Annotated in this window: 19 protein-coding genes; 10 read left to right on the forward strand and 9 right to left on the reverse strand. The window is 76.0% G+C overall.

Annotated features, from left to right (window positions below):
• Positions 1-146: 146 nt before the first annotated feature.
• Both OO48_RS16025 and OO48_RS16030 read left to right on the forward strand, forming a co-directional pair.
• Positions 147-1,748: a sensor histidine kinase gene (locus tag OO48_RS16025; RefSeq protein WP_051732190.1), complete on the forward strand. Its 1,602-nt coding sequence runs from the start codon at positions 147-149 to the stop codon at positions 1,746-1,748.
• Positions 1,745-2,437 carry a response regulator gene (locus tag OO48_RS16030; protein ID WP_033216654.1) on the forward strand — a complete coding sequence of 231 codons (693 nt, stop codon included), beginning with the start codon at positions 1,745-1,747 and terminating at the stop codon, positions 2,435-2,437. The genes OO48_RS16025 and OO48_RS16030 overlap by 4 nt, the downstream gene beginning before the upstream one ends.
• Positions 2,438-2,458: 21 nt before the next feature.
• Here OO48_RS16030 and OO48_RS16035 read toward each other — a convergent pair whose 3' ends face one another.
• On the reverse strand, positions 2,459-2,989 hold the full coding sequence (locus OO48_RS16035) for a hypothetical protein (RefSeq protein WP_033216656.1): 531 nt from the start codon (positions 2,987-2,989) through the stop codon (positions 2,459-2,461).
• A 184-nt stretch (positions 2,990-3,173) separates the two neighbouring features.
• Between OO48_RS16035 and OO48_RS16040 the strand changes: the two genes are divergently transcribed.
• Positions 3,174-3,914 carry a class I SAM-dependent DNA methyltransferase gene (locus OO48_RS16040; protein ID WP_033216659.1) on the forward strand — a complete coding sequence of 247 codons (741 nt, stop codon included), beginning with the start codon at positions 3,174-3,176 and terminating at the stop codon, positions 3,912-3,914.
• Here OO48_RS16040 and OO48_RS16045 read toward each other — a convergent pair.
• The 7 genes from OO48_RS16045 to OO48_RS16075 all read right to left on the reverse strand — a co-directional run bounded on the left by OO48_RS16045 (position 3,865) and on the right by OO48_RS16075 (position 10,171).
• On the reverse strand, positions 3,865-4,578 hold the full coding sequence (locus OO48_RS16045) for a phosphatase PAP2 family protein (RefSeq protein ID WP_051732191.1): 714 nt from the start codon (positions 4,576-4,578) through the stop codon (positions 3,865-3,867). The two genes, OO48_RS16040 and OO48_RS16045, sit on opposite strands and share 50 nt — an antisense overlap.
• 210 nt (positions 4,579-4,788) lie before the next feature.
• The gene (locus OO48_RS16050; RefSeq protein ID WP_033216661.1) at positions 4,789-5,355 is read right to left on the reverse strand and encodes a PepSY domain-containing protein; all 567 of its coding nucleotides are present in this window, start codon (positions 5,353-5,355) and stop codon (positions 4,789-4,791) included.
• A 160-nt stretch (positions 5,356-5,515) separates the two neighbouring features.
• Positions 5,516-6,190 (reverse strand): response regulator, encoded by a 675-nt coding sequence (locus OO48_RS16055; protein ID WP_033216664.1) that lies wholly within the window; start codon positions 6,188-6,190, stop codon positions 5,516-5,518.
• Complete coding sequence (locus tag OO48_RS16060) at positions 6,187-7,527, reverse strand: sensor histidine kinase (protein ID WP_209439490.1); 1,341 nt, start codon at positions 7,525-7,527, stop codon at positions 6,187-6,189. The genes OO48_RS16055 and OO48_RS16060 overlap by 4 nt, the downstream gene beginning before the upstream one ends.
• A gap of 136 nt (positions 7,528-7,663) precedes the next feature.
• Positions 7,664-8,512, reverse strand: coding sequence for an ABC-2 transporter permease (locus tag OO48_RS16065; protein ID WP_033216665.1), 849 nt, complete (start codon positions 8,510-8,512; stop codon positions 7,664-7,666).
• On the reverse strand, positions 8,509-9,450 hold the full coding sequence (locus OO48_RS16070) for an ABC transporter ATP-binding protein (RefSeq protein WP_033216666.1): 942 nt from the start codon (positions 9,448-9,450) through the stop codon (positions 8,509-8,511). Before OO48_RS16070 ends, OO48_RS16065 begins: the two co-directional genes overlap by 4 nt.
• A gap of 97 nt (positions 9,451-9,547) precedes the next feature.
• The gene (locus tag OO48_RS16075; RefSeq protein WP_033216667.1) at positions 9,548-10,171 is read right to left on the reverse strand and encodes a TetR/AcrR family transcriptional regulator; all 624 of its coding nucleotides are present in this window, start codon (positions 10,169-10,171) and stop codon (positions 9,548-9,550) included.
• A gap of 97 nt (positions 10,172-10,268) precedes the next feature.
• Here OO48_RS16075 and OO48_RS16080 point away from each other — a divergent pair, with 97 nt between their 5' ends.
• The 7 genes from OO48_RS16080 (at position 10,269) to OO48_RS16110 (ending at position 18,272) form a co-directional block, all read left to right on the forward strand.
• Positions 10,269-11,123 carry a class I SAM-dependent methyltransferase gene (locus tag OO48_RS16080; RefSeq protein ID WP_033216669.1) on the forward strand — a complete coding sequence of 285 codons (855 nt, stop codon included), beginning with the start codon at positions 10,269-10,271 and terminating at the stop codon, positions 11,121-11,123.
• Positions 11,124-11,214: 91 nt separating this feature from the next.
• The gene (locus OO48_RS16085; protein ID WP_033216671.1) at positions 11,215-12,681 is read left to right on the forward strand and encodes an aminotransferase class I/II-fold pyridoxal phosphate-dependent enzyme; all 1,467 of its coding nucleotides are present in this window, start codon (positions 11,215-11,217) and stop codon (positions 12,679-12,681) included.
• Entirely contained in the window at positions 12,678-13,193 is a 516-nt protein-coding gene (locus OO48_RS16090) for a CinA family protein (protein ID WP_051732193.1), read from the forward strand. Before OO48_RS16085 ends, OO48_RS16090 begins: the two co-directional genes overlap by 4 nt.
• A gap of 37 nt (positions 13,194-13,230) precedes the next feature.
• A complete protein-coding gene (locus OO48_RS16095; protein ID WP_033216674.1) occupies positions 13,231-14,205 on the forward strand; it encodes a DNA topoisomerase IB in 975 nt (324 codons plus the stop codon).
• A gap of 136 nt (positions 14,206-14,341) precedes the next feature.
• Positions 14,342-16,804: a molybdopterin oxidoreductase family protein gene (locus tag OO48_RS16100; protein ID WP_033216675.1), complete on the forward strand. Its 2,463-nt coding sequence runs from the start codon at positions 14,342-14,344 to the stop codon at positions 16,802-16,804.
• Complete coding sequence (locus OO48_RS16105; protein ID WP_033216676.1) at positions 16,801-17,283, forward strand: hypothetical protein; 483 nt, start codon at positions 16,801-16,803, stop codon at positions 17,281-17,283. Before OO48_RS16100 ends, OO48_RS16105 begins: the two co-directional genes overlap by 4 nt.
• A gap of 26 nt (positions 17,284-17,309) precedes the next feature.
• Positions 17,310-18,272, forward strand: coding sequence for an LLM class F420-dependent oxidoreductase (locus OO48_RS16110; protein WP_033216678.1), 963 nt, complete (start codon positions 17,310-17,312; stop codon positions 18,270-18,272).
• A 61-nt stretch (positions 18,273-18,333) separates the two neighbouring features.
• Here OO48_RS16110 and OO48_RS16115 read toward each other — a convergent pair whose 3' ends face one another.
• Entirely contained in the window at positions 18,334-19,521 is a 1,188-nt protein-coding gene (locus OO48_RS16115; RefSeq protein ID WP_033216680.1) for an alcohol dehydrogenase catalytic domain-containing protein, read from the reverse strand.
• Between the last annotated feature and the right edge of the window lie 20 nt (positions 19,522-19,541).

Below are 19,541 nucleotides of genomic sequence, written 5' to 3' on the forward strand. Positions count from 1 at the left end.
TTTGCTTCCGCTACAACAACCGGGTCGGAACGGACCCGTGACGGCACCGGAACCGGGACGGGGCTGACAGAAACACGCCGGAAACATAGGGTGGCCCCTCACCCCGCACCCGACGGACGACCCCGCTGAGCAGGAAGGACACCGCGATGAGACGAACGCTCCGGCCGCACTGGCCGCGCCGGGTGTTCGCCCAGCTGCTGCTCAGCCAGACCGTGGTGACCGTCGCCGTCACCGCCGTCACCGCCGGCCTGTTCCTCGCCCCGGTCAGCGCCGAACTCGACCGCGAGGCCATGCAGCGCGCCCTGTCCATCGCCCAGGTCACCGCCACCGACCCGGACGTCGCCCGGGCCGCCGCCGACCGCGACACCGCCACCGCGCAGGACATCGCCGAACGGATCCGGCACGCCAGCCGCGCCGAGTTCGTCGTCATCACCGACGACCGCGGCATCCGGCTCTCGCACACCGACCCGGCCCGGATCGGCCTGCGGGTCTCCACCGACCCCGAACCCGCGCTGCGCGGCGAGAGCGTCACCGCCATCCAGGACGGCACCCTCGGCCGCACCGCCCGCGGCAAGGTCCCGCTGCGGCTCGCCGACGGCCGGATCGTCGGCGAGGTCTCGGTCGGCCTCAGCGACGACTCCATCCGCGGCCGGCTGGTCTCGATGGCCGGCGGCATCCTGCTCTGCGCCGGCGCCGGCCTGGTCGTCGGCCTCGCCGCCACCCTCGCCCTGGCCCGCCGGCTCAAGCGCCGCACCCACAACATCGCCGTCGCCGACATCGCCGCCCTGCTGATCGAGCGCGAAGCCATGCTGCACGGCATCCGCGAGGGCATGCTCGCCCTCGACGCCGCCGGGCGGATCCGGCTCGCCAACGACGAGGCGCTGCGCCTGCTCGCCCTGCCCGAGGACTGCACCGGCCGCACCGTCGACGAACTGCTGCCGCCCGGCCGGCTCGCCGACGTCCTCACCGGCCGGGTCGGGGGCACCGACCTGCCCGCCGTCCGCGACGACCGCGTGCTGGTCGTCAACCGGATGGCCACCGCCGACGGCGGCGCCGTCACCACCCTCCGCGACCGCACCGAACTCGAATCCCTGGTGAGGGAGTTGGACCACACCCGGGGCCTCACCGAAGCGCTCCGCGCCCAGGACCACGAACACGCCAACCGGATGCACACCCTGCTCGGACTGCTCGAACTCGGCCGCCACGACCAGGCCGCCGCGTTCATCTCCGAACAGTCCGGCACCCAGACCGCCCGCGCCGCCCGGATCGGCCGCCACGTCCAGGACCCGCACACCGCCGCCCTGCTCACCGGCAAGGCCGCCGTCGCCGAGGAACGCGGCATCCGCCTCACCGTCACCCCCGACAGCCACCTGCCCGACACCCTGGTCGACGCCCGCGCCCTGGTCACCGTCGTCGGCAACCTGGTCGACAACGCGATGGACGCCGCCCCCGGAGGCGCCGTCGAAGTGCGGCTGCGCACCGCCGGCACCACCCTGCTGGTCGAAGTCGCCGACAGCGGCCCCGGCGTCCCGCCCGAGCTGCGCGAACGCGTCTTCGAAGAGGGCTGGAGCAGCAAGGACGCCCCCGCCCACCGCCCCCGCGGCCTCGGCCTCGCCCTGGTCCGCCGCCTGACCGAACGCACCGGCGGCCGCCTCGCCGTCGGCACCGGCCCGCTCGGCGGCGCCCGCTTCACCGTCGAACTGCCCGAAGCCCTGCGCACCACCGATCCCGCCCTGGAGAACGCATGATCGACGTCCTCGTGGTCGACGACGACTTCCGGGTCGCCGACGTGCACGCCGCCTACGTCGCCAAGGTCCCCGGCTTCCGGGTCACCGGCACCGCGCACAGCGCCGCCCAGGCCCGCGCCGCCCTCGAACGCGCCCCCGCCGACCTCGTCCTGCTCGACCACCACCTGCCCGACGAGACCGGCCTCGCCCTGGTCCGCCGCCTGCGCGACGCCGGTATCCGCTGCGACGTCATGATGGTCACCGCCGCCCGCGACGTCTCCACCGTGCACGCCGCCATGCAGCACGGCGCACTCCAGTACCTGGTCAAACCCTTCACCTTCGCCGGACTGCGGGACAAGCTCACCGCCTACGCCGACCTGCGGCACGCCCTCGCCGGCCCCGCCGCCCGGGAGACCTCCCAGGACGAGGTCGACCGGATGTTCGCCGCCCTGCGCACCGGCTCCGCCCCCGCCCCCCACCTCCCCAAGGGCCACAGCGCCCCCACCACCGACCTCGTCCTCGCCGCCCTCCGCCGCGCCGCCGCCCCGCTCTCCGCCCAGGAAGTCGCCGACGCCACCGGCCTCTCCCGCTCCACCGCCCAGCGCTACCTCAGACAGCTCGCCCAGGACCGCCGCCTGCGGCTCTCCCTCCGCTACGGGGACACCGGCCGCCCCGAGCACCGCTACCTGCTCGCCGCGACCTCCCGCTGACCCCCGCCGCCGGCCCGGACCTCAGCCGGTCGGACGGACCATCGCCACCAGCTCCGGCGACAGCGCCGACGCGGGCTGCGCACCGAACGGCACGTACCCCCACCCCTCGTACACCCGCCGCACCCGGCCCTCCCCCGCCAGCGGATTGACCATCAGGCAGACCCGCCCCTCCGGCCGGCCGGCCAGCAGCGCGTCGTGGATCCGCCGCGCCGCGCCCGTGCCCCGCCACGGGCCCCGGACCCCGATCTCCCGGAGCGCGAGCACCGGCTCGTCGGTGAACCCCGCCGGCAGCGGCCCCGCCAGCCGCCCCCAGTACTCGTCACCGGGCCCCACGGTGTTCCCGTACGCGTACCCGACCGGCGCGCCGCCGTCGTGGCCGAGGACCAGTGCGAACCCCGCCCCGCCCGCGTGCCGGTCGAGGCGCTCGGCGAACGCCTCGACCCGGTAGTTCGGCTCGTGGAGCAGCGGCGCCCGCACGTCCGCGTACACCTCCAGCAACCCCTGCCGGACCTGCGGGGTCAGGACGGTGGAGCGGCGCAGCTCGACGGGCACGTGGGCCTCCGGTCCCTCGGCCGACGGACGGGCGGAGTCGGCGCACGGCGGTTCCCGCCCTCCCGGCGGGTCACGGTCGGCGCACCCTACCACCGGGGCGGCCGGGCGCCGGGGGCAAAGCCGGGGACAAAGCCGGGGGCAAATGCGTCGACAGCGCCTCCCGCCCCCGGCAGAGTGGACGCCCGTGACGAGCAGCGAACTGTGGAACCGTGAGACCGCCGAGCGCTACGACGCCGAGGAGGCCGAGGGCTCCTCGGCCGCCGCCCTGGAACCGGCCCTCGCCTTCCTGGCCGAACTCGCCGGGGACGGCCGGGCGTTGGAGTTCGCCATCGGCACCGGGCGGGTGGGCGTCCCGCTCCGGGAGCGCGGCGTGCCGGTGGCCGGGATCGAACTGTCCGAGCACATGGCGGCGGTGCTGCGGCGCAAGGTCGACGAGGAGACCCTCCCGGTGGTCATCGGGGACATGGCCACCACCGTCGTCCCCGGCGAGTTCACCCTGGTCTACCTCGTCTACAACACCATCTCGAACCTGCTCACCCAGGACGAGCAGGTCGAGTGCTTCCGCAACGCCGCGCGCCACCTGGCCCCCGGCGGCCGGTTCGTCGTCGAACTGCACGTGCCGCCGCTGCGGTTCCTGCCGCCCGGCCAGGTCGCGGTCCCGTTCGACGTCTCCGAGCGGCACCTCGGCTTCGACACCTTCGACCTGGTCGAGCAGGTCCTCGTCTCGCACCACCTCACCCGCGACGGCGACGACGGCCGCTACCGCCGCGAGGCCTCCCGCCACCGGTACGCCTGGCCGGCGGAGCTCGACCTGATGGCCCGGATCGCCGGCCTCGAACCGGAACGCCGCGTCGCGGACTGGGACGGCGCCCCGTTCACCCAGGACTCCGCGAAGCACGTCTCGGTGTGGCGCAAACCGGCCTGAGCCCGGCCGGGAGCCTCGGCAGCAGGGCCGCGCCCAGCGAGAGCCAGCCCCCCGCCAGCAGCCAGCCGCCCAGGACGTCCAGCGGCCAGTGCACGCCCAGGAAGACCCGGGTGAAGCCGATCGCGGCGGCGAACAGGGCGGCCCCCGCCGCCGCGGCGCGGGTCGCGGACGGCCGGGCCCGGGACACCGCCGCCGCCAGCAGGCCGGCGGACAGGGCGGAGGTGAAGGCGTGGCCGGACGGGAACGAGAAGGCGGACGCGTCGAAGGCCCAGCCCGCCGCGGGCGGCCGTGGTCGGGCGAAGCCGTGCATCAGGGCCTGCCGCAGCAGTTGTCCGGCCGCCAGCCAGACCGCCGGGGCGAGCAGGACCAGGGTCCTCCGGCGGCGCCCGGACGGGCGCCGGGAGCGGACCGAGAACGCGCCCGCCGCCAGCGCCAGCAGGTACGGGAAGACGTCGGTGCCCAGCGCGGTGACCGCCACCGCCAGCGAGCGGGCCACCGGCGGTCGGTGCGTCACGCCCCAGCGCACCGCGGCCGCCTCGAAGGCGAACGGGATCCAGCCGTGCACCGCCACCGCCAGGGTGAGCAGCGCGAACGCCCCGCCGCAGGCCGGGGCGAGCAGGGCGGGGCGGGCGGAGCGGGGGCGGCGCGGGGACGGGTCGGTCATCGGACCCCGGCCCGGCGGTGGGATCGGGGGGAACGGGGGAGCATCGTCGCGCCTTTCCGGGGAGCGCCGGGGCCGGGCGGCACCGTCAGGACCAGGATGGGCCAGGCGCGCCGGACGGTTGCCGAAGGGCTCGGAGTGTCCTTCGGCAGCCGCCCGGACGCCGCCCGGCAGCCGCCCGGGCCTGGCGGAGGGCGGCGGGGGCGGCGGGTGTCAGCCGCCGAGGACGGTGTTGCCGGTCAGCGTGCCGTCGACGCCGTCGACCGTCACCAGGTGCCGCACGCCGTCCGGGCCGAGCACCACGACCTGCCAGGCCCGGCCGCCGCCGTCCGTGGTGGCCGGGCGCAGCGACTCGGTCCGACCGCCGGGTACCGCGGCGGTCGCCTTCGCCACCGCGTCGGCGGCGGAGAGCGGGGGCAGCGGGGCCGGGGCGCCGGGGCCCGGCCGGTCCCGTCGATCCGTACGGTGGTCGGGCCGCGCCTCGCCGCCGGAACGGCCCTCGCCGGAGCGCCCCGCCCGCCAGTCGCGTCCGCCCCGCTCGTGCCGCTTCCCGCCGCGCGCGTCGTGTTCGCCGCGCTCGCCGTCGCGGGCCGAGACCTTTCCGCCGTGGTGCCCGTGGTGCCCGGCGGCCGCGACCGCCACCGCCCCGCCCCCGACCAGCAGCGCCGCCGCCGCGATCCCGCCGCCCCAGCGCGCCGCCCGCCCGCGCAGCCACACCGGCACCGGCCGCTTCGTCGGCGCGGGCGGCCGCTCCGCCCCCGACCGCTCCTGCTCGTCCACGTCGTCCGTCTCCCGTTTCCCCTCCCGGTCCGGGCACCGCGCCCGGACGGGCCCCCGCGTCGACGGGGCGCGCTGAAGGGTAGCCGAGCCGACCCGGAGGCACTTCCGGCCCCCCGCCCCCTCGGGCGCGGCCGGACCGCCGGGCGGGCGGACCCCCGGGCTACCCGGGCGGGTGGGGGCGGGTCAGGCCCAGGTCGTAGGCGAAGATCACGGCCTGGACCCGGTCGCGGGCGCCGATCTTGGCGAGGACCCGGCCGACGTGGGTCTTGACCGTCGACTCGGACAGCACCAGGCGTTCGGCGATCTCGCCGTTGCTCCAGCCCCGGCCGACGGCGAGCAGGATCTCGCGTTCCCGGCCGGTCAGGGCGGCCAGCCGGGGGTCGTCGTCGACCGGGCCGGGGGGACGGGCCGGCAGGTGGTGGGCGTAGGCGTCGAGCAGGCGGCGGGTGACGGCGGGGGCCACCACGGCGTCGCCGCCGGCCACCGCGCGGACGCCCGAGAGCAGTTCCTCGGGGCGGGCGTCCTTGAGCAGGAAGCCGCTGGCCCCGGCGCGCAGCGCGGCGTGGGCGTACTCGTCGAGGTCGAAGGTGGTCAGCACCAGGACCCGGGAGCGGCCGCCGGCGGCGACGATCAGCCGGGTCGCCTCGATGCCGTCCATGCCGGGCATCCGGATGTCCATCAGCACCACGTCGGGGCGCAGTTCGGCGGTCAGCCGGACCGCCTCCGCGCCGTGCCCGGCCTCCCCGGCGACCGAGGTGTCGGGCTGGCTCTCCAGCAGCATCCGGAAGCCGAAGCGCTGCAGGGGCTGGTCGTCCACGATCAGGACGGTGGTCACGCCGGGTCTCCGATCGGGTCGAGGGCGGGCGGCGCGGGCGGTGCGGGAGAAGCGGGCGGTGCGGACGGGTCGGGAGCGGGGGCGGGGGCCGGGAGGGCGGCGACGGGCGTGACGTCCAGGTCGGCGAGCACCGACCAGCCGCCGCCCGGGGCCGGCCCCGCCGAGACGGTGCCACCGTACAGCGCGGCCCGCTCCCGCATGCCGGTGAGACCCTGCCCCTCGCCGGGCGGCGCGCCGGGCGCGGGGGCGCCGCCGGGCGGCCCGCCGTCGTCGACCCGGACCCGCAGCCGGGTGCCCGCGAGCGAGACGGTGACCCGGGCGCGGGCCCGCGGCCCGGCGTGCTTGAGGGTGTTGGTCAGCGCCTCCTGGACGATCCGGTAGACCGTCAGCTGGACGCCGCGGTCCAGCGTTTCGAGGGCGCCCTCGGTGCGGTGCAGCACCTCCGGGCCCGCCGCCCGGATCCGGCCGCACAGCTCGTCCAGGTCGGCGACGCCCGGCTGCGGGGCCAGTTCGGGGCCGGCGCCGTGCTCGCGCAGCACGCCCAGCATCCGGCGCAGCTCGCCGAGCGCCTGCCGGCCCGCGTCGCCGATCAGGGTCAGCGCCTCCTGCCCGCGTTCGGGGGCGGAGCGGGCCGCGTACGCGCCGCCGTCCGCGAGGGTGATGATCACCGACAGGTTGTGGCCGATGATGTCGTGCATCTCCCGGGCCACCCGGGCGCGTTCGCTCGCGGCGGCCAGCCGGCTGCGCTGGTCGCGCTCCACCTCCAGCCGGGCGGCTCGCTCGCGCAGCCCGGCCAGTTGGGCGCGGCGCACCCGCACCGCGATGCCCAGCGCGACGGCGGCGGTCACCGCGGCGGCCAGGAAGAACAGCACGTCCCACACCGACACCGCCGAGGACAGCCGGGCCGCCACCAGGCCGATGCCGAGCGCGCAGGCCGCGCAGGCCCACGCCAGGTCCCGCAGCCGCCCGTGCAGGGCCAGCGCGTACAGCGCGAGCAGCAGCGCCGCGTCCGCCCGCAGCGCCGCGCCGAGTGACCACTGGAGCAGGAACACGGCCGTCACCGCGGCGAACGCGGCCGCCGGCCGGCGGCGGCGCCACAGCAGCGGCAGCAGCAGTGCGGCCTGGAAGGCCAGTACGGCGGGCAGCGGCAGGTGGGTGAAGGCGACGCGGTGCCCGCGCGGGCCGTCGCCGTCGCCGTGCACCAGGTCGGGGACGCAGAACGCCAGGTAGGAGAGGACGACCACGGCGGCGTCCAGCAGCCAGGGGCGCCGGGCGGCGGGCCCGCGCAGGCGCTGCCCGGCCCGGGCCAGCCGGTCGAGCAGCGGATGGCCCGGCAGCGGCGCGTCCTCGGCGCCCGCGGCGTGGTCGGTTCGGACCGGATCGTGCACGGGAAGCCCCCGGGGTGGTCGGACGGGGTGCGCCGCGGTGCCCGGACGGCCGTCCGGGCACCGCGGCGGCGGGCAGGTCAGTGTGTCAGGCGTCGCGCCGCAGCAGCCGCACCGCGCCGCCGGCCAGCGCGGCCGCGGTCCACAGCGCGAACACGGCGAGCCCGGCGCCCGGCGACAGCGTGGTGCTGTCGTGGTGCAGGGCGAACACCGCCTGGCCCGCGTTGCTCGGCAGGTACGGGCTGATGTGGTCGTGCCACGAGCTCGGCAGCAGCGACACCAGGCCGGGCACCAGCATCAGCGAGGCGACCAGCACCGAGATGCCGCCCGCGATCGAGCGCAGCAGCATCCCCAGCGCGACGCCGATCACGCCGACCAGGGCCAGGTACAGGCCCGCGCCGAGCAGGCCGCGCACCACCCCGGCATCCGAGAGGGTCAGCGCCGCCCGGGTGCCGGAGAGGATCCCGCTGCCGAGCAGGAAGGCCACGAACACCCCGGCGGTGGCCAGCACCAGCGCGACCACCCCGTACACCAGGGCCTTCGCCCACAGCACCGGCAGCCGGCGCGGCACCGCGGCCAGCGTGGAGCGGATCATGCCGGTCGAGTACTCGCCCGCCGCGATCAGCACGCCCAGCACGCCGAGGGCGAGCTGCGCGAAGTTGGTGCCGAACAGCGACAGGCTGAGCGCGTCGGCGTCGGCGAAGTCCCGGTCCATGGGGCGGCCGGAGGTCAGCCGGGACTTGAACTGGTAGGCCGCGATCACGCCGAACGCCACCAGGAAGAACAGCCCGAGGCCCAGGGTGATCCAGGTCGAGCGCAGCGACCAGGCCTTCGCCCACTCCGAGCGCAGCACCCGGACGGCGGTGACCTCGTACGGCGGGCGGGCGGGGCGCTCGGCGGCGGCCGGCGCGGCGGGGGTGGGGGCGATGGTGCTCACGCGGCGCTCCTCGGGGTCTCGGCGGTGGTGGTGGTGGAGCCGTGGTACTCCACGGCGTCCCGGGTCAGGTCCATGAAGGCCTGCTCCAGGGAGACCGTGCGGGTGGCCAACTCGTAGAGCGCGATGCCGTGTTCGGCCGCGACGGTGCCGATCCGGCGGGCCGTCAGGCCGGTCACCTCCAGCTCCTCCGAGCCGCTCCGGCCGGTGATCTCGACCCCGGGCCCGGTGAGCAGCCCGCGCAGCTTCGCCGGGTCGGCGGAGGCGACCGTGACCCGGTCCCCGCCGGCCTGCGCGACGAGTTCCCGCACGGTGGTGTCGGCCAGCAGCCGGCCCCGGCCGACCACGATCAGGTGGTCGGCGACCAGCGCGACCTCGCTCATCAGGTGCGAGGAGACGAACACCGTCCGCCCCTCGGCGGCCAGGCCGGTGAGCAGGTTGCGGATCCACAGCACGCCCTCCGGGTCGAGGCCGTTGACCGGCTCGTCCAGCATCACCGTGGCCGGGTCGCCCAGCAGGGCCGCCGCGATGCCCAGGCGCTGCCCCATGCCCAGCGAGAACGCCCCGGCGCGCTTCCTCGCCACCGACTCCAGGCCGGTCAGGCCGATCACCTCGTCGACCCGGGAGCGCGGGATGCCGTGGGTGTGCGCCAGCGCCATCAGGTGGTTGAACGCCGAGCGCCCCGGGTGGATCGACTTCGCCTCCAGCAGCGCGCCGACCTCCTGCAGCGGCGCGGCGTGCTCGGCGTAGCGGCGGCCGTCGACCCGCACCGACCCGGAGGTGGGCGCGTCCAGTCCGACGATCATCCGCATGGTGGTGGACTTGCCCGCGCCGTTCGGGCCGAGGAACCCGGTCACGCTGCCCGGTCTCACGGTGAAGTCCAGCCCGTCGACGGCGGTCTTCTCGCCGTAACGCTTCGTCAACTGCTGCGCCTCGATCATCGGCCCGCTCCCTGCCGCCACCCGGCCGGGACCGTCCCGACCGCCTCGTAGCCACGCTAGGCGCGGCGCGGGCCGGGACGGCGGCACCCGGGGACGATCATTCGCCGCCCGGTGGTACCGCGGTACTACCCCCTTCGGGTGCCGGTACCAGCGCGGCGACCAGACGGCGGATCAGCTCCGGGCGGTCGTCCGTCCCGGCGTGACCGTGCATCAGCAGGTGGTGGACGGTGCCGACCAGGGCGAGCGCCAGCATCGGGCAGTCGGCGCCGGGGGAGAGGCGGCCGAGGCCGCGCTCGGCCTCCAGGTACGCGGTCATCGCGCCCTCCACCGCGCCCGGCCCGGGCGCGCCGTCCCGCCAGGCCCGCCCGACCCGTTCGGCCGCGCCGGGGCGGGAGAGCGCCGCGGCGGCGATCACCGGTCCGTTCGCGCCGAGCAGGACGAGCGCCGCCCGGGCCAGGTTCTCCCGGACGTCCCCCCGCCCGGCCCGGCCGGGCAGCGGGGCGACCTCGGCGGCGACCTTCGCGAAGCGGTCCAGGACGAGTTGCGCGACGAAGTCGTCCAGGTCGGCGAAGTGGTTGTACAGCAGCCCCTTCGCGCAGCCGGCCTCCTCGGTGACCGAGCGGTTGGTCAGCCCGGTCGGGCCCTCCCGGGAGAGCACCCGTCCGGCCGCGGCGAACAGCCGCTCCCGGACGTCGGGGATCGCTACGCCGCGCGGTGACATTCGGGTCCTCCCGGTGGGGGCCTTGCCGGTATGGGCACTCGCCCATACGCTGGGTATGGGCAGATGCCCATCCTAGCCTTCCCGACAGGGGGACTCCATGTCCGCACCGGTGAACACCGCACAGTCCGAAGCCTGGAACGGCGCCGAGGGCCGCCACTGGAGCGACCACCAGGACCGCTGGAACGCCGTCAACGAAGGCTTCGACCGGCCCCTGCTCGACGCCGCCGCGATCGGCGCCGACAGCCGCGTCCTCGACATCGGCTGCGGCGCCGGCCGGACCACCCGGCTCGCGGCCCGCACCGCCGCCGCCACCCTCGGCCTCGACCTCTCCGGCCCGATGCTCGCCACCGCCCGCGCCCTCGCCGCCGCCGAGGGTCTCGACCGGATCGCCTTCGAACAGGGCGACGCCCAGGTCCACCCGCTGCCCGACGCCGCCTTCGACACCGCGATCAGCCGTTTCGGCACCATGTTCTTCGCCGACCCGGTCGCCGCGTTCGCCAACGTCGCCCGCGCCCTGCGCCCCGGCGGTCGGCTCGCCTTCGTCTGCATGGCCGACCCGGCCCGCACCGAGTGGATCGCGGTGTACGACACCGTCCGCGAACTGCTCGGCGTCCCCGCCCAGGAGCCCGGGCCCGCCGACGGCCCCGGCATGTTCTCGCTCGCCGACCCGGCCCTCGTCCGCCGCGTCCTCGACGCGGCCGGCTTCGACCGCGTCCGCACCGAACCCGTCGAGGCCGCCGGCCGCTTCGGGCACGACGCCGAGGACGCCGCCGACCTGCTGCTCGGCTCCGGCCCCGGCCGGCACCTGCTCACCCTCCTCGACCCGGGGAACCCGGACGCCGCCGCCCCCCGGGTCCACGCCGCCTTCACCACCGCCCTCACCCCCCACCAGGGCCCCGACGGCGTCCGGCTGCGCACCGCCGCCTGGCTGGTCACCGCCGTCCGCCGCTGAACCGCCGCCCGCCGCCGAGCCGCCGTCAGGTTCCGGGCCGCCGTCCGGTTCCGCCCGGTTTCGCCGTCCCGGCCGGGGGCACACGCGCCGCATGGACCAGTCACAAGCGCCGGTGCTCGAGGCCCTCGCAGCTTTCCACGCCAACCCGCTGACCGTGTTCACCCCGCCCGGGCACAAGCAGGGGCGGGGTGCCGACCCGCGGGTCCTGCGGGCCCTCGGGCCGGACGTGTTCCGTTCCGACGTGCTGGCCAGCGGCGGCCTCGACGACCGCACCGACTCGCGCGGCATCCTGCCGCACGCCCAGGCACTGATGGCCGAGGCGGTGGGCGCCGATCACACCTTCTTCTCCACCTGCGGCAGCTCCCTGTCGGTCAAGGCCGCCATGCTCTCCGTCGCCGGGCCGCACGAGGAACTGCTGGTCGGCCGGGACGCCCACAAGTCCGTGGTGGCCGGGCTGATCCTGGCCGGCATCCGCCCGGTCTGGGTCGACCCGTCCTGGGACGCGAACCTGCACCTGGCCCACCCGCCGCGCGCCGAGGCGTTCCGCGCCGCCCTGGAGCGGCACCCCGACGTCAAGGGCGCGCTGGTCACCTCGCCCACCCCGTACGGCACCTGCGCCGACCTGGAGGGCATCGCCGAGGTCTGCCACGCCGCCGGGAAGCCCCTGATCGTGGACGAGGCCTGGGGCGCGCACCTGCCCTTCCACCCCGACCTGCCGCAGTGGGCGATGGACGCCGGGGCCGACGTCTGCGTCACCTCCGTGCACAAGATGGGCTCCGCCCTCGAACAGAGCTCGGTCTTCCACCTCCAGGGCGACCTGGTCGCCCCCGACGTCCTCAAGCAGCGCGAGGACCTGCTCGGCACCACCAGCCCCTCCGTGCTGGTGTACGCCGCGCTCGACGGCTGGCGCCGCCAGATGGTCCAGCACGGCCGCGAGCTGTACGGGGCCGCCCTGACGCTCGCCGCCGACGTCCGCGAGCGGATCGAGGCCGTCGAGGGCCTGCACGTCCACGGCCGGGACGACTTCTGCGGCCCCGAACTGGCCGCCGACCTCGACCCGCTCCAGGTCATCATCGACATCTCCGCGCTCGGCACCACCGGCTACCGGGCCGGCGACTGGCTGCGCTCCCACCACCAGCTCACCCTGCACGTCTGCGACCACCGCCGGATCAGCGCCCAGCTCACCCACGCCGACGACAGCACCACCGCCGACGCCCTGCTGCACGGCCTGCGCGAACTCGTCGCCGCCGCGCCGACCCTGCGCCCGGCCACCACCGTGGACGTCCCCGACCCCGGTGAGCTGCGCCTCGACCAGGAGGCGCTGCCGCGCGACGCCTTCTTCGGGCCGACCGAACACGTGCCGCTGGAGAAGGCGTCCGGCCGGATCGCCGCCGAGATGCTCACCCCCTACCCGCCCGGCATCCCCGCCGTCGTCCCCGGCGAGCGCCTGAACGACGCCGTCCTGGACTACCTGCGCACCGGGCTGGACGCGGGCATGCTCGTCCCCGACAGCGCCGACTCCGAACTGAAGACCGTCAAGGTCGCCCGCGAGACATGAGCACCGGCACCCCCCGCCCCGCTCTGCCGGACAGCGCCGTGCTGGCCCGCCAGGTCACCGCCGCGCTCGCCGCCGCCGGCCACACCGTCGCCACCGCCGAGTCGCTGACCGCCGGACGGCTCGCCTCCGTCCTCGCCGACGCCCCCGGCGCGGGCGGGGTGTTCCTCGGCGGCGTCGTCGCCTACGCGGCCGAGGTCAAGAGCGGCCTGCTGCGGGTGGACGAGGCCCTGATCGCCGACCAGGGCACCGTCCACCCCGAGGTGGCCGCCCAGATGGCCGAGGGCGTCCGGGCCCGCACCCACGCCACCTACGGCCTGGCCACCACCGGCGTCGCCGGGCCCGCCCCGCACGACGGCCGGCCCGTCGGCACCGTGCACGTCGCCGTCAGCGGCCCCGGCGGCACCCGCACCGCCCGGCCCGAACCACCCACCGACCGCCCCGCCGACATCCGGGCCGCCGCCGTCGAAGCCGCCCTGCGGCTGCTGCGCGACCACCTGCGGCCCGGCGGCTGAACGGGCCGGGCCCGACCCCCCCGAGCGAAAGGCACCGATGGGACGGCTGACCACCAGCGACCCGCACGCCCCCGGCTGGAGCCGCCGACGGCAGGGCCGGGGCTTCTCCTACCGCGACACCGACGGCACCCCGCTGCGCGACCCCGCCGCCCTGGCCCGGATCAGGGCGCTCGCCGTCCCCCCGGCCTGGACCGAGGTGTGGATCTGCCCGAAACCCACCGGGCACCTCCAGGCCGTCGGCACCGACGAGGCCGGGCGCCGCCAGTACCTCTACCACCCCGACTTCCGGGCCCGGCGCGAGGCCGCCAAGCACGACCACGTCCTGGCCTTCGCCCGGACCCTGCCCGCCCTGCGCGCCCGCCTCGCGGCCGACCTCGAACTGCGCGGCCTGCGGCACGACCGGGTCGCCGCCTGCGCGGTGCGCCTGCTCGACCTCGGCTTCTTCCGGATCGGCTCCCCGGCCTACCGCGAGGCCAACGGCTCGCACGGCCTCACCACGCTGCTGCGCGCGCAGAGCACCGTGCGCGGCGACCGCCTGCACTTCTCGTACACCGCGAAGTCCGGCCGGCACCGCGAACTCACCCTCACCGACACCGCCGCCGCCCGGACCGTCCGCGCCCTGCGGCGGCGCGCCGACCGGGACCCCGCGCTGTGGGCGTACTGGGAGGGCCGGTGCTGGCACCCCCTGACCGCCCCCGACCTGAACGGCTACCTGCGCGAGCACACCGGCACCGACGCCACCGCCAAGGACTTCCGCACCTGGCACGCCACCGTCCTCGCCGCCGTCGGCCTGGCCGGCTCCCGGTCGGGGCCTGGCCGCCGCGCCGTGGCCCGGGTGGTCAGGGAGGTCGCCGACCACCTGGGCAACACCCCGGCCGTGTGCCGGGCCTCCTACATCAACCCGCGCCTGCTGGAGCTGTACGACCGGGGCGTCACCATCGCCGACGCCCTGCCCGACCCGGCCCCGGGCCCGGCCGCCGAACGGGCCGTCCTCGACCTGCTCGGCCCCTGACCGCCCGGCGCATACCGGGCCGCCCCCCCGGGTACACGCGGCAGCCGCCGGACGGAGTGCGGCGCACGCAGCACGGGACACCCGGCACGGAACACCCAGCACGAGCACGCAGCACAGCAGAGCACGGAGGTGGAGCATGCGAGAACGGATCGACCGGATCGCCGAACCCTGGGGCGACCGCACCCCGTACGGACCCGGGCAGCCGTGGCCGGTGCGCCGCGACACCCACCTGACCGGGACGGGCGTGGACCGCTGGGTGCCGACCGCCTCGCTGCTGCACTCCAACGGCGACGCGATGGACGTCGCGGTGCGCGACGGCCGGATCGTCGGGGTGCGCGGCCGGGCGGACGACCGGGTCAACCGGGGGCGGCTCGGCCCCAAGGACCTGTTCGGCTGGCAGGCCAACCACGCCGACGACCGGCTCACCGTGCCCCTGGTGCGGCGGAACGGCCGCCTGGAGGAGAGCGACTGGGACACCGCGATGGGCCTGGTCGTCGACCGGACCAGGCACCTGCTGGACGCCCACGGCCCCGGCTCGATCGGCTTCTACACCTCCGGGCAGCTGTTCCTGGAGGAGTACTACACCCTCGCGGTGATCGCCCGCGCGGGCATCGGCACCAACCACCTGGACGGCAACACCCGGCTGTGCACCGCCACCGCCGCCGAGGCGCTCAAGGAGACCTTCGGCTGCGACGGCCAGCCCGCCTCGTACACCGACGTCGACCACTGCGACACGCTCGCGTTGTACGGCCACAACATGGCCGAGACCCAGCCGGTGCTGTGGATGCGGGTGCTGGACCGCCTCGCCGGGCCCACCCCGCCCCGGCTGCTGTGCGTCGACCCCCGGCCCACCCCCGTCGCGGCCCGCTCCGAGGTGCACCTCGCCCCCCGGATCGGCACCAACGTCGCGCTGCTCAACGCGCTGCTGCACGAACTCGTCCGCACCGACCGGATCGACCACGCGTACGTGGACGCGCACACCGTCGGGTACGAGGAACTCGCCGCCGGCGTCGCGAGGTGCACGCCCGCGTGGGCCGCGCGGATCTGCGACGTGCCCGCCCGGGAGATCGAACGGGCCGCCGAACTGCTGGGCGAGGCACGGGCGTTGCTCTCCACCGTGCTCCAGGGCGTCTACCAGTCGCACCAGGCGACCGCCGCCGCCGTCCAGGTGAACAACATCCAGCTGGTGCGCGGCATGCTCGGCCGCCCCGGCTGCGGGGTGCTCCAGATGAACGGCCAGCCCACCGCCGAGAACACCCGCGAGTGCGGCGCCGACGGCGACCTGCCGGGCTTCCGCAACTGGGAGAACGAGCAGCACGTCGTCGAACTCGCGAAGCTGTGGAACGTGGACGTGGACCGCATCCCGCACCACGGCCCGCCCACCCCCGCGATGCAGATCTTCCGGTACGCCGAGCAGGGCTCGATCAAGCTGCTGTGGATCTCCGGCACCAACCCGGCCGTCTCGCTGCCCGAGCTCGCCCGGATCCGCGAACTCCTGCGCTCCGAGGGCCTGTTCACCGTCGTCCAGGACCTCTACCCGACCGAGACCGCGCTGCTCGCCGACGTGGTGCTGCCCGCCGCCACCTGGGGCGAGAAGACCGGCACCTTCACCAACGCCGACCGCACCGTCCACCTGTGCGAACAGGCCGTCGAGCCGCCCGGACAGGCCCGCCCCGACCTCGCCATCCTGCTCGACTACGCCCGCCGGATGGACTTCCGCGACCGCGACGGCGCCCCGCTGATCGGCTGGCACGACCCGCGCGGCGCGTTCGAAGCCTGGCAGCGCTGTTCCGCCGGGCGCCCCTGCGACTACACCGGCCTCAGCTACGAGCTGCTGCGCGAACGCGGCGGCGTCCAGTGGCCCTGCGACGCCGACCACCCCGACGGCACCGAACGCCTCTACACCGACGGCATCAGCTGGGCCGCCCCCGACACCTGCGAGAGCTACGGGCGCGACCTGGTCACCGGCGCCTCCGTCTCCGAGACCGAGTACCGGGCGCTCAACCCCCACGGCAAGGCGGTGCTCAAGGCCGCCGAGTACCTGCCCCCGCACGAGGACGTCAGCGACGACTACCCGCTGCAACTCACCACCGGCCGCACCCTCTACCACTTCCACACCCGCACCAAGACCGGCCGCGTCCCCCAACTCGACGCCGCCGCCCCCGAGATGTGGGTCGAGATCGGCGCCGGGGAGGCCCGCCGGCGCGGCCTGGGGGAGGGCGACCTGGTCGAGGTCGCCACCCCGCGCGGCGCCGTCCGGGCCCGGCTGCGGGTCACCGCGCTGCGCGACGGACTGCTCTTCCTGCCCTTCCACTACGGCTACTGGGACACCCCCGGCCGCACCGGCCCCGGCCCCGAGGGCGGGCGCGCCGCCAACGAGACCACCGTCACCGACTGGGACCCGGTCTCCAAACAGCCCCTCTACAAGACCGCCGCCGCCCGCCTCACCCGGCTCGCCCCCGCCGACGGTACCCCTGCGCCCGCCCCCACCACCACCGCTTCCGCACCCGCCGACCCCGCCGCCGCACCCCCCACCACCGGCGGCCCCGCCGCGCTCGCCGACCAGCGGCCCGAACCCGCACCGGAGGCCACCCCGTGAACCCCGTCGAAGCCGTCCTGCGCACCCTGCACGACGGCGAACTCGCCCTCCGGGACGACCTGCTGGCCGCCGCCGGGGACCACCGCGCCGAGCACGAGTTCCACCACGTCGCCACCGACACCGCCCGCTGGTCCGCGGAGCACGCCCGCCTGATCGCCGCCACCGCCGCCGCCCGCGACCTGCACCTGCCCGCCGACCGCGACCCCGCCGCCCTCACCCGGCTGCGCCGCAAGGCCGCCGAGGACCTCGCCCCGCGGCCGGACGGCCTCCCCGACCTGCTGGAGACCCTGACCGCGCTGCACCTCGCCGCCACCCGCAACTCGCTGCACTGGGAGATGCTCGCCCAGGCCGCGCAGGCCGGCCGGGACGGCGAACTGCTGGACCTGGCGAGCCGCTGCCACCCGCAGACGCTCCGCCAACTGCGCTGGACCAACACCCTGATCAAGACGCTCGCCCCGCAACTGCTGACCGCGAGCTGACCGCAGCAGTCCCGAGAGGAACCACCATGCGCATCGGATACACCCTCATGACGGAGCAGCGCGGCCCGCGCGACCTGGTCGCCGACGCGGTCCGCGCCGAACGGGCCGGGTTCGACTTCGCGGTGATCTCCGACCACTACTTCCCCTGGCTGGACGAGCAGGGCCACGCCCCCTACGCCTGGGCGGTGCTCGGCGCGGTCGCCCAGGCCACCGAGACGCTGCCGCTGATGACCTACGTCACCTGCCCGACCGTCCGCTACCACCCGGCGGTGGTGGCGCAGAAGGCCGCCACCGTGCAACTGCTCTCTGAAGGGCGCTTCCGGCTCGGGCTGGGCAGCGGCGAGAACCTCAACGAGCACGTGGTGGGCCGCGGCTGGCCGCCCGTCGCGGTGCGCCAGGAGATGCTGGCCGAGGCCGTGGAGATCATCCGGGCGCTGTTCGCCGGCGGGTACGTCACCCACCACGGACGGCACTTCCAGGTCGACGGCGCCAAGCTGTGGGACCTGCCCGACCAGCCGCCCCCGATCGGCGTCGCCGTCTCCGGGCCGGTCTCCTGCGCCACCGCCGGGCGGCTCGCCGACCTGGTGATCGCCGTCCAGCCCGAGCGGGAACTGCTCACCGCCTTCGCCGAGGCGGGCGGAGCCGGCAAACCCTCGGTCGGCCAGGTCCCGATCTGCTTCGACCGCGACCGGGACGCCGCCATCGCCCGCGCGCACGCCCAGTTCCGCTGGTTCGGCGGCGGCTGGAAGGTCAACGCCGACCTGCCCGGCACCGCTGGCTTCGCCGCCGCCAACCAGTACGTCCGCCCCGAGGACGTCGCCGCCTCCATCCCGTGCGGCGACCGGGTCGAGGACTTCCTCGAGGCCGTCCGCCCCTACGCCGAGGCCGGGTTCGACGAACTCGCCCTGATCCAGGTCGGCGGCGACAGCCAGCCCGGGTTCACCGACTGGGCCGAGAAGGAACTGCTGCCCGCGCTGCGCGCCGCCTGACCCGGACCGCCGCACCGCCGCCCCGGTCTCGGCCGGGGCGGCGGTGCGGCGGCGCGGTCGGTCAGGGCTTGAACAGCACCTTGATCGCGCCGTCGCGCTTCTGCTGGAACATCGCGTACGCCTCCGGCGCCTCGTCCAGCGGCAGGTGGTGGGTGGCGAAGGAGTCCACGCCCAGCGGGTCCTCGTCGGTCAGCAGCGGCAGCAGCTCGTCCGTCCAGCGGCGCACGTTGGCCTGGCCCATCCGCAACTGGATCTGCTTGTCGAACATGGTCAGCAGCGGCAGCGGGTCGGCCGCGCCGCCGTAGACGCCCGACACCGAGACGGTGCCGCCGCGCTGCACCAGCTCGATCGCCAGCTGCAGGGCCTGGAGCCGGTCCAGGCCGGCCTTCTGCATCAGCGGCCGGGCCAGCGCGTCCGGCAGCAGGCCGGTCATCCGCTGCGCCACGGACGCGACGGGGGAGCCGTGCGCCTCCATGCCGACCGCGTCGATCACGCTGTTCGGACCCAGCCCGTCGGTCAGGTCGCGCACCGCCTGCGGCAGCAGCTGGGGCCGGTCGTTCAGGTCCAGCACCACCGCGCCGCGCTCCCGGGCCCGCTGGAGCCGCTCCGGGACGAGGTCGACGCCGATCACCTGCCGGATGCCCGGACGCAGCAGCGCCATCCGCACGCACATCTCGCCGATCGGGCCCAGCCCCAGCACCAGCAGCGTGCCGCCCTGCGGCACCGCCGCGTACTCGACGGCCTGCCAGGCCGTCGGCAGCACGTCGGAGAGGAAGACGAACCTGTCGTCCGGCGGCCCCGCCGGCACCTTCACCGGCAGCGTGTCGCCGAACGGGACGCGCAGCAGCTCGGCCTGGCCGCCCGGCACCTGGCCGTACAGCTTGGTGTAGCCGAACAGCGCCGCGCCGCTGCCGTACTCGCGCACCTGGGTGGTCTCGCACTGCGAGTGCAGCCCCTTGGCGCACATCCGGCAGGTGCCGCAGCTGACGTTGAACGGCACCACCACCCGGTCGCCCGGGCTCAGCGAGCCCACCGCGCCGCCGACCTCCCGGACGACGCCCATCGCCTCGTGGCCCAGGATGTCGCCCGGGTCGAGGAACGGTCCGAGCACCTCGTACAGGTGCAGGTCGGAGCCGCACAGGCCGGTCGAGGTCACCTCCACCAGCACGTCCGAGGGTTCTTGGATCCGGGGGTCCGGGACCTCCGTCACCTTGACGTCCCGCCTGCCCTGCCAGGTCACCGCACGCATCGCGCGCTCCTTCCGTGGGG

The sequence above is a fragment of the Kitasatospora phosalacinea genome (assembly GCF_000716545.1).
In the GTDB taxonomy this organism is placed as follows: domain Bacteria; phylum Actinomycetota; class Actinomycetes; order Streptomycetales; family Streptomycetaceae; genus Kitasatospora; species Kitasatospora phosalacinea.

Bases quoted from the DNA above. Each gene is read 5' to 3' on its own strand.
- OO48_RS16025 (WP_051732190.1), top strand. From the start codon at position 147: ATGAGACGAACGCTCCGGCCGCACTGGCCGCGCCGGGTGTTCGCCCAG.
- OO48_RS16030 (WP_033216654.1), top strand. From the start codon at position 1,745: ATGATCGACGTCCTCGTGGTCGACGACGACTTCCGGGTCGCCGACGTG.
- OO48_RS16045 (WP_051732191.1), bottom strand. From the start codon at position 4,578: ATGACCGACCCGTCCCCGCGCCGCCCCCGCTCCGCCCGCCCCGCCCTG.
- OO48_RS16070 (WP_033216666.1), bottom strand. From the start codon at position 9,450: ATGATCGAGGCGCAGCAGTTGACGAAGCGTTACGGCGAGAAGACCGCC.
- OO48_RS16075 (WP_033216667.1), bottom strand. From the start codon at position 10,171: ATGTCACCGCGCGGCGTAGCGATCCCCGACGTCCGGGAGCGGCTGTTC.
- OO48_RS16080 (WP_033216669.1), top strand. From the start codon at position 10,269: ATGTCCGCACCGGTGAACACCGCACAGTCCGAAGCCTGGAACGGCGCC.
- OO48_RS16085 (WP_033216671.1), top strand. From the start codon at position 11,215: ATGGACCAGTCACAAGCGCCGGTGCTCGAGGCCCTCGCAGCTTTCCAC.
- OO48_RS16090 (WP_051732193.1), top strand. From the start codon at position 12,678: ATGAGCACCGGCACCCCCCGCCCCGCTCTGCCGGACAGCGCCGTGCTG.
- OO48_RS16095 (WP_033216674.1), top strand. From the start codon at position 13,231: ATGGGACGGCTGACCACCAGCGACCCGCACGCCCCCGGCTGGAGCCGC.
- OO48_RS16100 (WP_033216675.1), top strand. From the start codon at position 14,342: ATGCGAGAACGGATCGACCGGATCGCCGAACCCTGGGGCGACCGCACC.
- OO48_RS16110 (WP_033216678.1), top strand. From the start codon at position 17,310: ATGCGCATCGGATACACCCTCATGACGGAGCAGCGCGGCCCGCGCGAC.
- OO48_RS16115 (WP_033216680.1), bottom strand. From the start codon at position 19,521: ATGCGTGCGGTGACCTGGCAGGGCAGGCGGGACGTCAAGGTGACGGAG.